The organism is bacterium (genome assembly GCA_021159335.1).
Lineage (GTDB): Bacteria > UBP14 > UBA6098 > B30-G16 > B30-G16 > JAGGRZ01.
Window position 1 is genome coordinate 1 of sequence record JAGGRZ010000059.1, and the last position, 14,368, is coordinate 14,368.

Annotated in this window: 12 protein-coding genes; 2 read left to right on the plus strand and 10 right to left on the minus strand. The window is 43.9% G+C overall.

Going from position 1 to position 14,368, the window contains the following annotated elements; translation table 11 throughout:
- Positions 1 to 68: 68 nt before the first annotated feature.
- Entirely contained in the window at positions 69 to 3,329 is a 3,261-nt protein-coding gene (locus J7J62_03550) for a hypothetical protein (GenBank protein MCD6124230.1), read from the plus strand.
- Between the two features lie 42 nt (positions 3,330 to 3,371).
- Here J7J62_03550 and J7J62_03555 read toward each other — a convergent pair whose 3' ends face one another.
- The 10 genes from J7J62_03555 to J7J62_03600 all read right to left on the minus strand — a co-directional run bounded on the left by J7J62_03555 (position 3,372) and on the right by J7J62_03600 (position 13,666).
- On the minus strand, positions 3,372 to 4,421 hold the full coding sequence (locus J7J62_03555) for an ATP-dependent 6-phosphofructokinase (protein ID MCD6124231.1): 1,050 nt from the start codon (positions 4,419 to 4,421) through the stop codon (positions 3,372 to 3,374).
- 16 nt (positions 4,422 to 4,437) lie between these two features.
- Complete coding sequence (locus tag J7J62_03560) at positions 4,438 to 5,403, minus strand: aminopeptidase (GenBank protein MCD6124232.1); 966 nt, start codon at positions 5,401 to 5,403, stop codon at positions 4,438 to 4,440.
- A 15-nt stretch (positions 5,404 to 5,418) separates the two neighbouring features.
- On the minus strand, positions 5,419 to 7,074 hold the full coding sequence (nadB, locus tag J7J62_03565) for an L-aspartate oxidase (GenBank protein ID MCD6124233.1): 1,656 nt from the start codon (positions 7,072 to 7,074) through the stop codon (positions 5,419 to 5,421).
- A 71-nt stretch (positions 7,075 to 7,145) separates the two neighbouring features.
- On the minus strand, positions 7,146 to 8,384 hold the full coding sequence (locus tag J7J62_03570; GenBank protein ID MCD6124234.1) for an ABC transporter permease: 1,239 nt from the start codon (positions 8,382 to 8,384) through the stop codon (positions 7,146 to 7,148).
- A complete protein-coding gene (locus J7J62_03575; GenBank protein ID MCD6124235.1) occupies positions 8,381 to 8,899 on the minus strand; it encodes a hypothetical protein in 519 nt (172 codons plus the stop codon). Before J7J62_03575 ends, J7J62_03570 begins: the two co-directional genes overlap by 4 nt.
- Positions 8,900 to 8,975: 76 nt before the next feature.
- Positions 8,976 to 10,337, minus strand: a complete 1,362-nt coding sequence (locus J7J62_03580; GenBank protein ID MCD6124236.1) for a sigma-54-dependent Fis family transcriptional regulator — start codon at positions 10,335 to 10,337, stop codon at positions 8,976 to 8,978.
- Positions 10,315 to 11,100, minus strand: coding sequence for a hypothetical protein (locus J7J62_03585; protein MCD6124237.1), 786 nt, complete (start codon positions 11,098 to 11,100; stop codon positions 10,315 to 10,317). Before J7J62_03585 ends, J7J62_03580 begins: the two co-directional genes overlap by 23 nt.
- A 10-nt stretch (positions 11,101 to 11,110) precedes the next feature.
- Positions 11,111 to 11,902, minus strand: a complete 792-nt coding sequence (lptB, locus tag J7J62_03590) for an LPS export ABC transporter ATP-binding protein (protein ID MCD6124238.1) — start codon at positions 11,900 to 11,902, stop codon at positions 11,111 to 11,113.
- On the minus strand, positions 11,877 to 12,416 hold the full coding sequence (lptC, locus tag J7J62_03595) for an LPS export ABC transporter periplasmic protein LptC (protein MCD6124239.1): 540 nt from the start codon (positions 12,414 to 12,416) through the stop codon (positions 11,877 to 11,879). Before lptC ends, lptB begins: the two co-directional genes overlap by 26 nt.
- A complete protein-coding gene (locus tag J7J62_03600; protein MCD6124240.1) occupies positions 12,413 to 13,666 on the minus strand; it encodes an asparagine synthetase B in 1,254 nt (417 codons plus the stop codon). The genes lptC and J7J62_03600 overlap by 4 nt, the downstream gene beginning before the upstream one ends.
- A gap of 146 nt (positions 13,667 to 13,812) precedes the next feature.
- Between J7J62_03600 and J7J62_03605 the strand changes: the two genes are divergently transcribed.
- Positions 13,813 to 14,358 (plus strand): hypothetical protein, encoded by a 546-nt coding sequence (locus tag J7J62_03605; GenBank protein MCD6124241.1) that lies wholly within the window; start codon positions 13,813 to 13,815, stop codon positions 14,356 to 14,358.
- Positions 14,359 to 14,368 lie beyond the last annotated feature (10 nt).

Consider the following 14,368-nt stretch of genomic DNA (forward strand, 5'->3'; position numbering starts at 1 on the left):
TTTAAATTTTGCTGTTTTAGTTCTATATTAAAATTAGTATGAAATTATTGTTTAAAAATATCATAATTGTGTTCTTTCTATTTTCAATATCCTTTTCACAAAATATTGTCAAATACCGCTTCCAGGACAACGGCACTGAGCTAAATGTTGGTCAAGCTGTTAAACTCGTCTCTTCAGGGATTATTGATACTACAACAATTTCAGATGAAGACTATGTAGGAGTTATTTTTACAAAAGAGACGGTCGGCACGAATAGATATTATGGAATTGTTAACGGTGGTGTGTTTGAAGTTTACATTAAAGCTGGCGTTTCAGCCGGCGATTTTTTAACGACCGCATCTGGCGGAACTCTCACTACTGCGTCATCGGGGAATATTATAGTTGGCAAGGCGCTTGAGGACGGTCCCTCAGCGGGCAACCCCGCAGCATTAAGAAAAGTTGTGCTTTTTCTCGAAAACACATTAGTTGGCAATTTTATCTGGAACCAGGACTCGGCTGCACAGAGCGCCGATTTCTGGATTGCTGGAACGGGCAGGGCGGATACCGGCTTTATCTCTGGAATATCGAGCTCACAGCTTATAGGGTATAAGTTCGCAACATCCGATTTTAACGGAATGTTCATGGCGGGCAGCAATAAGCTTGGTTTTGCCACCAAAGGCGATACAGCTATGGTTATAGACTCGATAGGTGAGGTGGGGCTGGGAGTTACTAAGCCAAGAGCAAAAATTCACATTGATGGCGGTGAGATATGGATGTTCAACAATGGTGCTAATCCTCGATTTGTCATCGGTGATGATACTCTGGTTTATGGATTCATGATGTGGGAAAGCTCGACTGATAATGTTTTGATAACTGATTATTCTTACTCGGGAAATGGTTTAAGGGTTAAAAGTGGGCATGTATCAATAGGGAATGTTGCGCCAACACAGCCTTTGCTGGTCTATGAGGGTTGGTCAACTCCGCTTTTGGTTGTCAACGAGGATTACGATAATGTTGGGATAGGAATAAGTGTTCCTGATGCCGGTGCAAAGCTCGATGTGCGTGGCGGAGATCTTTTCTTAATTGACTCAAGTAAGAACGTGAGATTTGTTATCGGTGAGGGTCTTGGCGGAGCTGATTCCTACGCAACATTTTCGTGGGACACGGCTAACGACGAACTTAGACTTGGCGTTGCTGTCGAACCTGAGGGGGTAGTTCTTCAGTCCAACGGCAGCGTGCGGATATCACAGGGGCTCGTGGTTAATGAGAGAGGATGGGCGAGAGACTTCCGTGCCGAAAGCGATGGCAACCAATACATGCTATATGTGGATGCAGCGGATGATAGAGTGGGTATAGGAACAGGTAACCCACAGAAGGAACTTGATGTTAACGGACAGGTTAGGATAAGAAACCTTCCGTCAGGTTCAACATCTGATTATTTGGTTACCGCGGATGCTAATGGAAACCTAAGAAGAATAACATCAACGGGCATATCAGATGCTGACTGGGTGAGAGGCAGTGGTGTTCTCGATACTGTTCTTTTCACCTATAATTACCTCGGTATCGCTCGTGGTGATGCGGATAATATGTTATATGGGAATTATGTTCACACACATATAAACCTTGGAGTAGCGTGCACGACAGGGGTTAATGGTCAGAATTATATGTATTGCACAATCGGTGGAGGGCATAGAAATAAATCTGCCCGAAATTATTCGGTAGTAGCCGGAGGAAGGCAAAACACTGCTAACAGTGATTATTCCTTTGTTGGTGGTGGGAGGACTAATAAGGCTTGGGGGGGTTATTCTGTAGTAGTAGGTGGATATGCTAATACTGCAGATGACGATTATTCATTTATTGGCAGCGGACTTGAAAATAAAAGTGGAGATAACTTTTCTGCCGTAGTTAGCGGTGAGCAAAATATAGCGGACGGAGAATATTCGTTCGTCGGAAGTGGAGAATCTAACCGCGCAAGGGGGAACTACTCGTCAGTAGTTGGTGGGCAAGATAATATAGCAGACGGTGAAAATTCATTTATTGGCGGAGGTTTAGAAAATAATGCAAGGCAGAATTTTGATATTATAATTGGTGGCTATCAAAACCGAGCGGATGGGGAATTATCTATTATCGGCGGTGGAAGGGAAAATACAACCGATGGCGATTATTCTGCGGTTTTGGGGGGTCGTGAAAATCAAGCTGCACTTGATTATTCGGGTGTACTCACAGGATATCATAACAGGTGCGCTGGCTACTCGGGAATTATAGGAGGAGGATACCAGAATGCAATTGAAGGTAAATACTCTGCGATTCTTGGTGGGAGAAATAATATAGCTGGTGGGAGTGCTGCGGATTCATTCAGCGCTGTTTGCGGCGGTTATAATAATATCGCAGATAGTGCATTTGTATTTATAGGTTCTGGTTATAAAAACAGAGTAAGAGGATATTCTTCGGGAATACTGGCGGGGATTGAAAATCTTATTACAGGCGATTTTTCATATGTTTTCGGTAGAGCATGCACATTATCCTCGGATTATGTGACTCAATTTTACGACGATGATTATCCTGGTACCCTTTTGGTCGCGGGCGACATTGTTCCTGCCGCTGATGACCAATATGACCTCGGGAGAAATGATAGGCGCTGGGATGACATTTACATTTCCGGCGGGACTATTCATATAGGTAATTCCTCGACCGAGGGCACGATAAGTTTCAATACGACATCTTCATTGATGTCCATATCTGCCGATTCGATTTCAATAAGTAATATACCGTCAGGCTCATCGAGCGATTCAATTTTGACAATAGATTATTCAACAGGAGTGATTCATAGGAGAAACATTAATGACTTTATATCTGATATAAATAAGAGAATAGTCTGTGTTTATGGAAAACATAATTCTTACCAGACGATAACAATCCCTGGTTATACTATAGTGGACCTTGACTCGGTAAATTATATAAGGGGCAGCGGGATTAGCGTTAATCTTTCCGCAAATACAATCTCTCTTCCCCCCGGCACATACCATATCCGTGCTGTAGCATCTTTAAGAAGAACTGCGACATATTGGGGGCCTTATGAACCGTGGGTTCGAGCAGTATTGCATTTTAGAAAAACCTCGCCTGGCCCTACTGAAGATAAGGTTGTTGGTATAACAGCTTCACTAGAATATTATGAGAACGATAGTCAAACACTCACCCTTGAGGGAATATTTGAGAACTCTTCTACTTCAAACGAGACATACAAATTGGAAATTTATGTACATTTCAATTACTCTTTTTTCAAATTTGTAGAACTTTGCGGCCGAAACGGTGGATTCACCGCCCAGATTTACATCGAACAGATAGAATAACCAATCTTGCCCATTGAATCCCTAAATTCAACGTGTAATTTATCAAGGCTCAAGTATTCGTGCTATATTTATTAACTCTTTTGGAACCATCCTGATTCCTTTAGCAGCCTCTTCCATGGACACCGGGACTATTTCGAAACCCTTAAGGACCACCATTACTCCGTAATTATCGTTTGCTATCTGGTCAACGGCAGCTATGCCAAACCGCGTGGAAAGCCATCTATCGAATGCAGTAGGAACTCCGCCTCGCTGAAGATGCCCAAGCACAACATGTCGCGCTTCCCAACCGGTCCGCTTCTGGAGTTCTTTGGCGAGTATTTTCCCTATTCCACCAAGTCTGACATGACCGAATTCATCCACCTCGGCATCCTGAGTTATTATGTCTTCCATACCTCCAGCGAATTTTATTTTAACTCCCTCGGAAACCGCCACCATAGCATACTTTCTGCCCTTATCGCGCATTTTCTTTAGCTTCAGAGCTACTTCGTCTATGTCAACGGGTTCCTCCGGTACGAGCACGATGTCTGCGCCACCCGCAACGCCACCTATAAGTGTCATCCAGCCAGCGTGCCGCCCCATAACCTCAACCACCATTATCCTATGATGTGACTTAGCAGTCGTTCTAAGTCTATCAAATGCTTCCATAACACGGTTAATAGCTGTATCGAATCCAAAACATTGGTCGGTGCCTGATATGTCGTTATCGATGGTTTTTGGAGCGCAAACCGTTGGTATACCTTCCTGGGTGAATAACTTATAAGCTACTCCTATGGTGTCATCGCCGCCAAGAGCTATTATCGCGTCAAGCCCAAGTTTTTCGAAACATTCCTTACAAAGTTTTGGTCCATCCTCCCTTTTGTATGGGTTTGTTCTGCTCGAACCGAGGATGGTACCGCCCTCGTGCGAAAGCTCGTAAACATCATCGAGTGTTAGCGACATGGTTTTGCATTCCATTAATCCCTTCCAGCCGTCGAGTATGCCCACGAACTCGTAACCGTAGGTTTTAACTCCTCTATATACGGCTGCTCGTATTACTTGGTTAAGTCCAGGGGCGTCACCACCGCCTGTCAGGATACCTATTTTTTTGCTCATATTTTTCCTCCTCGTTTTACTCTATTAAAAGCTTGCCATCGCGCATTATTGTTTTCCCATCAAGCCATATCGTAGGTGACAGTATTATTCCGTCGAGATGAATTGGCACATGCACATTTCCGCCCATTGATGCGTTATCACCTATGGCAATATGCGCAGTTCCCAAAACTTTTTCGTCTTCAAGAATACTTCCGCAAAGACGAGCGGCATAGTTAGTTCCTATTCCGAGTTCGGCTATATTTTTTGCCTCAGGTGGTTGTTCCGCCAATATTGACATAAGCCACGCTGCAGCTCTTCCGCCCTCGATTTTCTCTACCATGCCATTTTTAACATGTAATGTTATGTATTCACCAGATGATAATACGCCACTTTGTCCCATGGAGCCATCAACCACGATAGTTCCTTCAGCGGTACCCTCGACTGGAGCTATGTAACCCTCGCCAGCAGGAAGATTACCGAATGCGCCAGGCTGGTGAAAAAGTCCAGTATCGGCTATTCCGCGCCTCCCTTCAAGAGACATTACTATATCCGTTCCTTTGGCGGTTTTTACGCGCGCTATTTTCGCACCTGATAAAGCCTCAGCAACCCTTTCCGAAAGCGAGGCTATCCTGTGATAATCAGCTATCATTGCTCTAACGAAGGTTTCCATTAAAATCCCCGGCATCGTTGCTATTCTGGCACCTTGTGCGGAGGCAGTTCTTCTTGCTTCAGTGTGTGATAGTGATTTGAAAGTGGGGGCTATTATAACATCTACTGTTTTCATAAATTGTGCGACTTGTTCAGGTGGCTCTTCGCCGTCAATCTGGCGAGGCTTAATCATGAGGAGGAAACTTTCTTTGGCTATCTGCCGCGCAACATCGAATATAGCATTGCCGATTTCAAACTCAAGATTGTCCGTTACTACGAGGAATGTTTCGCTCTCTTTTAAGTTCATGCATTGTTGAACTGCTATTTCAGCGGCTTTTCTTATCCTATCGTTCATACATCACCCTTCGTTTTAAGGAATATGAGTCTCCCTATATATAGAATTGTAATGGAGAACTGTATCGTGGGCAAATCTCGAATCAGGTTGAGGGTAGTCTACCAGATAGTGAAGCCCACGACTTTCGTGCCTCATAAGCGCTGATCTTATCATCAGCTCGGCGACATATGTCATGTTCCGTAACTCAAGCATTTTTCTTCTTACAGGGTTGGTTCGGTAGAAATCGTCGACCTCCTGCCAGATCAATCTTATCCTTTTTAGTGCTTTCTCAAGTCGGCTTACCTTTCTTACTATGCCCATATAATCCCACATTAATGCTCTTAAAACCCTGAAGTTATGCCTTATGATGACCCATTCTTTGCTGTCAAATATTCCGGAGTCGTCCCAATCGGGCAGTGTCGGAAATTCCTTGGAGCCGAGCCCATGCTTCTTTATGTCGTCGAAGCAGAAGTCAGCGAAGGCGCATGCCTCAAGCAGGGAGTTGCTCGCAAGCCTGTTCGCTCCGTGAAGACCTGTGTGGGCAACCTCGCCGCAGGCGTAAAGGTTATCAATATCGGTTCTCCCGTATTCGTCTACCACGACGCCACCGCATAAATAATGAGCTGCTGGAACGACCGGTATTAGGTCTTTGGTTATGTCGATGCCACGCTTGAGACAGTTCTCGTATATATTTGGGAATCGCTTCTTAATAAAGTTTGGGTCGAGGTGTCTGATGTCGATGAAAACATATTTATCGCCCGTTTCCTTTAATTCGTGGTCTATAGCTCGGGCAACGATATCTCTTGGAGCGAGTTCTCCCATAGGATGATACTTTTTCATGAATCTCTCGCCACGCGAATTAACGAGAATTCCGCCCTCTCCCCGGACAGATTCAGATATAAGAAAAGCGGGGTTATCATCCTCGCTCGGTTCGTATAGCACGGTTGGATGAAATTGAACAAATTCGAGATTGGCAACTTTTGCGCCAGCTCTGTATGCCATAGCTATGCCATCGCCTGTGGCAATTTGGGAATTAGTAGTGTATTGATATAATCTTCCAGCGCCACCGGAAGCGAGAATGGTTTTTCTTGCGAGTATCGTGTGGACAATTTCGTTTTTCGTGTCGTAAACATAGGCACCATAACATTCTACCTTCTCCCACGGCTTCATGCTATAGTTGGGGATGTGGTGCTGAGTAAGAAGGTCAATCGCCATGTGATTTTCGAGAAGAGTTATTCTCGGGTTTTTTCTTACCTTCTCGAGCAAAACTTCCTCTATAGCTCTACCGGTATAATCTGCGACATGTAATATCCTATTTCTTGAATGGCCACCCTCGCGCGTAAGGTCAAATCCGTCGTCGGGGCCTTCTTTAACGGTGAAATTAACGCCGAGTCGTTTTAGCTTTGCTATAACATTGGGAGCATATGATATGACTTTTTCTACGATTTTTGGATTAGCTAAACCAGCCCCTACTCGCAGAGTGTCTTCTATGTGAAGGCTTATGGAGTCATCCGAGCCGGGAAGCACTGCTGCTATGCCACCCTGCGCAAGGCTCGTGTTGCAGTCATCAGGCTTTGTTTTGGAAATAACGATGACTTTTCCCAGAGAAGAGGCATTAAGAGCTGAGATAAGCCCGGCAATGCCCGAACCGATAACCAAAAAGTCAGTTTGACAGCGAAGCTTTTTTATCATAGCGCCTTGCCTGATTTATAGTTAAACTAATGATATAACTAAAGATTAATTCGTCAATGTTAACTTTATATTTATTCGTATCTGAGCGCATCCACAGGAGACATTTTGGCTGCCTTTAGAGCAGGGTAGATTCCGAAAATAAGCCCTATTGCTGATGTGAAGATTATAGCAACAGCAACCGATGTAGTAGATAGTGCGAAGGGTAGCTTTTTTACGATTAGCGAGATCGCAAATGGAAAAATGACGCCCCCTATAAAACCTACCGCGCCTCCAATCCAGCATTGAATAAGTGCCTCAAGTAAAAATTGAAGTAAAATGTGTAATTTTGTTGCTCCTAATGCTTTACGAATTCCTATTTCTCTTATTCGCTCGTTTACAGTTATAAGCATTATGTTCATTATGCCTATTCCACCCACGAGAAGGGCAAGCCCACCTATAGCAAAAATGGCAGCCCAAAGGTTTCTTGTGGTTTCCTTGTATTCTTTCAGCAACATCTCTTGAGAATTTATTGAAAAGTCATCTGGAGTTCCGGGTTTCAAGCCTCTAATACCCCTAAGGGCGACTCTAATCCTTTCTCGCAAAAGTTCTATTTCATCGGGGTTTTTTGCCGCAACGAGGACGGTAAGATTTCGTCTGCCGCCAAAACTTGAAATGAAACAATGGTAGGGGATTATGATGTTGTCATCAAAGCTGCCGAAACCGAATGATTGCCCCTGTTTGGCTATGACTCCAACTATGGTGAAATAGCTGTTGCCAACTCTTATTCTTTTTCCTATCGCACTTCCTTTCTCAAAAAGTGTTTTGTATACTTCCCAGCCTATAACGCAAACGGGTTTTCCCTTTTCGTCTTCGCCGTGCGTGAAGAACCTTCCGTCCTCAAGGTCGAACCTTCTTAGTTCTGGATATTGCCACGATGTTCCTCTTACCGTTGCATCTATCTGGTTTCCCTTGTAATAAGCTGTGCGCATTGTTCTAACAAGTGGGGAGACAATATATGCCTCTTTTATTTTTTGTATTGCTGCGAGCTCACGATTTGTTATTGGTCTGTTGCGCCTTATTCTTGCCCAGCTTCTTCCGCCTGTCGTGACCCACGGGAACCTCTCAACATAAAGAACGCTTGTTCCCAACGATGCGAATTGATTGGCTACGCTTTTGTTGAGGCCACTTATTATCGATACAATGGCTATTATAGTTGCCACACCAATGGTGATGCTAAGAAGAGTAAGCCCCGACCTGAGCTTGTGGCTGACAAGTGAATTGGTTGAGCTTCTGAATGATTCGACCAGTATGTGGATTATAGGAAACCTCATTTTCTGGCGATAAATTTTTTCGTTAAATCACTTTTTGAGATAACCGGGAATAGAATTGCGAATATCACTGCATTCGAGACAATGTGCACAAAGGAGAAGGACAACCCCGCAACAATATAAGCAAGGAAAGCCTGCTTGGTCGGGAAAGCTACGAAACCAGCGGCGTTAGTGATAATATCGTAAAATGCCGTGCCAAGAATCCCGATAATGGCGGCGAAATGCGCTTTTTTTAATTTCTCTCTCAGCAATGCTCCTAAAAATCCTATGAATGCACCACCTATAATCTGTGCAAGAAGTAGTGGTAGCGGTGCCATTCCAAAAGGGGATAGTGCCGAGTAGATGCCAAATATTAATGCACCATCTATTATTCCCCATGTTCTCCCAAGAACGAAACCTGATAATGCAGCAGTAAAGCTTACAAGCTCTACATTGGGAAGCCATGCGAGCGCGTATCCAAGTCCGATGCCCAGGGCTACCAATGCTGCACTATAGGCTATTATCCTGTTACCCTTCATTTAAAAGTGCTTCAAATTAATTATAGACTAATAAATCAATTGTGTCAGGTTTATGTCAAGTTATTTAAGGAAGATTTCAAAGCAGGCCATATTCTTTAAGTTTATTCCTGAGTGTATTTCTGTGCAGACCGAGTATTCGCGCCGCTTCCGATTGATTGCCGTTACAATATTCGAGAACTTTTATAATGTACTCGCGCTCGACCTCAGCGAGTGTTTTAAGCTCTGATTCCTCGTAAGTAGTTGTAGCGTAATCATAATGGGGGGAGGGGATAAGCTCCTTTTGGATGAATTCTCTCCTCGAAAGGATAACAGCCCGCTCGATTGTGTTTCTAAGTTCCCGTATATTCCCGGGCCAAGGGTACCGTAAAATCCTGTCCTTCGCCTCAGGAGTGAAACCTTTTATTGGTTTTCCATGCTTCCGTGCGAATTGTTTGAGGTATTTTTCAGCCAAAACTACTAAATCCTCTTTGCGCTCTCGAAGCGGTGGGATGTGTATGTGAATAACATTAAGACGATAGTAAAGGTCCTCGCGAAATTTTCCTTCACTGACCATGCTTTTTATGTCGCGGTTAGTTGCTGATATGACTCTTACATCGGTTTTGACGGGCTGCGTTCCTCCAAGCCTGAAAAACTGTCCATCCTCAAGAAAACGAAGTATTTTAGCTTGTACAAGTAATGGCAGGTCACCAATCTCATCGAGGAATATCGTTCCGCCATCTGCCAATTCAAGCTTTCCTATTTGCCTTTTTCTTGCTCCTGTAAAGGCGCCGGGTTCATATCCGAAGAGCTCGCTTTCGATTAGCGTTTCTGGTATAGCTGCGCAATTTATCGGAACGAATGTCCGCTGCGCCCGTTTACTATTTTGATGTATGAGTCGTGCGATAAGTTCTTTTCCCGTTCCGGACTCGCCAGTTATAAGCACGGTGGCATCGGTAGGGGCAACTCGCGCAACGATGCTCAGAATCTCTTTCATTTGCGGGCTTTCGGCGATTATATCCGCTGGAATGGTAGCTGATGAAATCTCCTTGAGAAGTTTGTTCTCAGCTATGATTTGCCTTTTTTCAATTATCGATTCGATTACTTTTGCGAGATTCGCAAGGTCTACGGGTTTTTCCATGAACTCGGCAGCGCCACTTTTGATGCCTTCGGCAGCTGCGGAGATGGTACCGTATGCAGTAAGAATCACAGCTCCAAGATCAGGGTCTATAGAGCGGAGACGACGCAGAAGCTCTATGCCATCGAAGTCAGGGAGTTTAAGGTCTATTATGGCACTGTCAAACCCTTGCTTACGAAAAATCTCTTCCGCTTCCGTAGCTGTGCTCGCCGCGAATGTTTTATAGCCTTGTTTCTCGAAAAATTTGCTCAGTAATTCTCGCTGGTTTTTCTCGTCGTCAACTATAAGAATGGATGGCTTTTTACTTACTTTGCCTGAACTCATATATTATTCCAAAGTCGTTTGTTACGCCCAACTCTGGGTGAACTTGCCCAGAAATCGCAAAACTAAGATTTTTTACGCTAAATTTTGCACCAAAAAACATTTTCATCGGTCTTGAGCCGACGCCTATCCCTATGCAAAGGTTACTGCCGAGCATTATCGATTGTCCAAGGTAAAGATAAGCTTTTTCGCCGACAAACTTTATGTCCATTAGCGCCTTTGCCCAGTTTGATACCTCGTAAAATCCGCCTATCGATATTTTGAACTGTACTTCTTTTGACGCACTTTTCGAAAGGGGTGCGTCCTGAACGAAAATCCCTACACTCGCGTAATTGCTCAAATCGTGGATGAAACCTAAATCGACCAATGGTTTCATAGTTTGCTTTTCCTCGGGATACTTTTCGCCCAAAAACTTTAGCCTTGCGCCGAGTGAACCAATTTTCCCCAGTTTATGGGCTAATCGCAGCACAAGAAGCTCTTCTGAGTATAGCGATGGTTTGCCGAAGTAACCTGCCTGCAGACCTATAATGAATTTAGATACATTAAAAGATGACGATATTGTATAGACCGAGTATTCCTTTATCCACCAGATCTGGGAAGCCGATGCCGACACGAAATCTGGTGCATTATAAAAGCTTGCGGGATTGGAGTAGCTTGGATTGACTGTGTTGAACGATGATGCAAAGCCAGCGCCAGATGGCAGAATCCCTACTACTTCGAAAGGTTGTCCGAAAAGCATCGTTGAGAAAACTATGAATATAAACATTACGCGAAATTTACATTTTGAACTCTGGACCAAGGTAGATCTCCTTTGCTTTCTCGTCGGAAAGCAGAAATTCGGATTTCCCTTCGATGAGCACCTTGCCCTTGTAAATTATATAAGCTCTGTCCACTATTGAGAGCACATCGCGGACATTGTGGTCTGTTATAAGTATCCCTATCGAGAGATTTTTTAAACTTGTTATTAACTTTTTGAGTTCTCCAACGACTATCGGGTCTATCCCCGAGAATGGTTCGTCAAGCAGAAAGAATTTTGGTTTTGCGCACAATGAGCGGGCTATCTCAACCCTTCTTCTTTCGCCGCCTGAAAGAGTGTAAGCTGGCTGCTTTCTTAGGTGTTTTATTTCCAGCTTTTCAAGTAATGATTCGAGTTTCTGCTTTCGTTTGCTGGGTTCACTTTCGACGAATTCCAGGATCGCCATTAGATTTTGCTCGACAGTAAGGGTTCGAAAGATGGATGGTTCCTGCGGAAGGTAGGTTATCCCCATTCGGGCGCGTTTATACATGGGGAGTTTTGTTATGTCATTGTCGCCAAGAAAAACTCTGCCAGAGTTCGGTTTTATCAATCCTGTTATCATGTAGAATGTTGTCGTTTTTCCGGCACCGTTGGGTCCAAGCAGACCGACGACCTCGCCCGGTTTAACTGAGAGGCTTATTCCAGCTACCGCAACTTTTTTGCCGAACCTCTTTACGAGATTGTCCGTCCAGAGTATTGGTTCGCTTTTTTCCTCATTAACCGGTTTTATAGACTCTTTCACAGGCTCAACTTTCAAGCCTACCCCTGACATTTTTTACCCTTATCTCCTTGAAGTTTGGGTCAGACACTATACCGATACCCTCGACCATTTCGGTCTTTCTTACAACTTTAACCCTTGAGTTGCTTTCTATTTTCCCTGTAGTGGGATTCCATCGTAGTGAATCTGCATAGAGTTTTGTGCCATCGGGCGCGATAAGGCTTATGTTTCCAAAAACTTTCACGAGTCTGTTTCTTCCGGTACCTTCCGTAACATAACCTGAATCAGCAATCATGCCGCCATCGGGAATAGTATCGTTATCGGTAAAGAACTTCACATCTATGTCCCATCCAAATGTTAGCTCACCTCTTGTCTCGAGCCGCGACGCATAAAGTATTGCCTGAAGTTTACCACCCTCGGTAAAAGTTATTCGTGCTCGCTGAATCGTTGATTTGCTTTGAGGCCGCTGTTCACGGACTGTAGTTTTGTCCCCACCACACGAAAATATTGAAAAAAAGGCAACAATCGGAAGCAATAATCTAATGTATTTAAAAACCCCTTGTTTCATGTTTTCTTGTGTTTTTTCTGGGCTGCTGGGAAAAGCACATTGTTGAGTATGAGTCTGTATCCGGGCGAATTTTTATGCAGCGAAAGGTCGGTGGGTGGGTCTCCTATGAAGTGGGCGTAATCTTCAGGGTCATGGCCACCAAGAAATGTGAATGTGCCTTTGCCGAAGTTTCCGTGAATGTATTTTGCCGCTTTTATATCGTCGTACTTTGCGAGAATAACGACATTTTTCTTAATTTTATCTAGAGCGAAGGCAGTTGTCTGGCCAAGGAAATCGGGGATGACCGCAGTGTGGTCCTGAACAAGCATTGTGGGAACCGGGTCGTATTTTGCCGAAAAGTCAAATAACCTGAAGTAGCGTGTTCCTTTCTGCGTGCCAAATTTATCCGGGTGAACATCTATATCGGAGAATTCGTAAATCATCGGATTTGTTATCAATTTAAAATTGGTGAATGCAAGCGTTTTGGAGAAGTCGAGTTTGCTTTGGCAGTCGGGGTCAGGTGGGTCGCCGTCAAATGGGACATCAACTATATCCACATCCTCAGCGGCGAGAGCAATATCGTAGGAGTCTGTCGCTGAACACATTGCGAATACAAAGCCACCATTTGCTATGTATTCCTTTATTTTCCTTGCCACTGCTTTTTTCATCTCTGGGACTTTTGCAAAACCCAGCTTTCGAGCAGTTTCCTGATTTAGCGCTACATCACGCTGGTACCACAGTGCATTTCTATATGAAGCGTAAAACTTGCCGTATTGCCCAGTGAAATCCTCGTGGTGAAGATGAAGCCAATCGAATTTGTAAAGCTCACCGGCAAGAACCTCAGGGTCCCAAACTGTTTCATAAGGTATCTTAGCGTATTCGAGCGCAAGCCTTACTGCATCGTCCCATGGCTCGTGGGTTTTTGGAACATAAACGCCAATTTTTGGTGCTTTCTCAAGAAGTATTGCTTCCATGTTCGAGTTTTCTATAGTATTATATATCTGGGCTATTTCGGTATTGCTTACGATGGTGTATGCAACGCCTCTCGTTTTGCAGATTTTTTCAATATCGGGTCGTGCAGGTGTTAGGAAACTCCCGCCCCTATAGTTAAGTAGCCACTCGACTTCATAACCTCGTTGGAGACACCAGTATGCGACGCCGTAAGCGCGAAGGTGGTCGGTTTGGTTTTCGTCCATGAAGATAAGGATATTATCAGCGAACACCAATATCGCAAAAAGAAGCGTGAAAATTGTTATTATTCTGAGTTTCATTTTTCTCAATCTTTTTGTCGAGTTTAAAGATATTAATTTGCTCTCGTTTTTCAAGGGAATAAAGATTTATTATTTTTAAAAAAGTATTTTGAATTGTATTAAAATTAATTTAATTGTTGATTCTTATCAAAACACAGGAGGTAGATATGAGATGTTTGAGATGGGTAGGTTTGTTGGTTCTTTTGGCTGTTTTTATGCTTACTATTGGTTGCTCACCAGCAAAAGAGCCAGAAAAGAAACCTACCGTAGCGCTAAGAACGGCATCCTCTGAGGTGTCAGTAGGTGAAATATTCACGGTGGATGTTGTTGTCAAGCAGGTTAAAGAACTCGCATCGATAGGGATTAAGGTTAAATATCCTGTCGAGAAGCTCGAGGTCACAGAACTCGATCGAGACGATTCATGGCTTTCATCCAACGGTGGGACAGTTCAGCAGATGGAGTTTTCTAATAATGCTGAATATGGATATGTTAAAATCGTTCTCGGCATTTTCCCAGCGAGTAAATGTGTCGGTGACGAAAGCCAAACCGAACACAGGATAGCGAGCATAAAGTTTAAAGCTATTTCGGTTGGCGACGCTGCGCTCGACCTGAGCATCGACAACAATGAAGATAGCGACCTTGGGGTTTTCGATTCGCACGCTAATCTTGTCTCGGATGTGGTGGATGAGGACTTAACTGTAAACATTAGATAAAAGAGGAGGG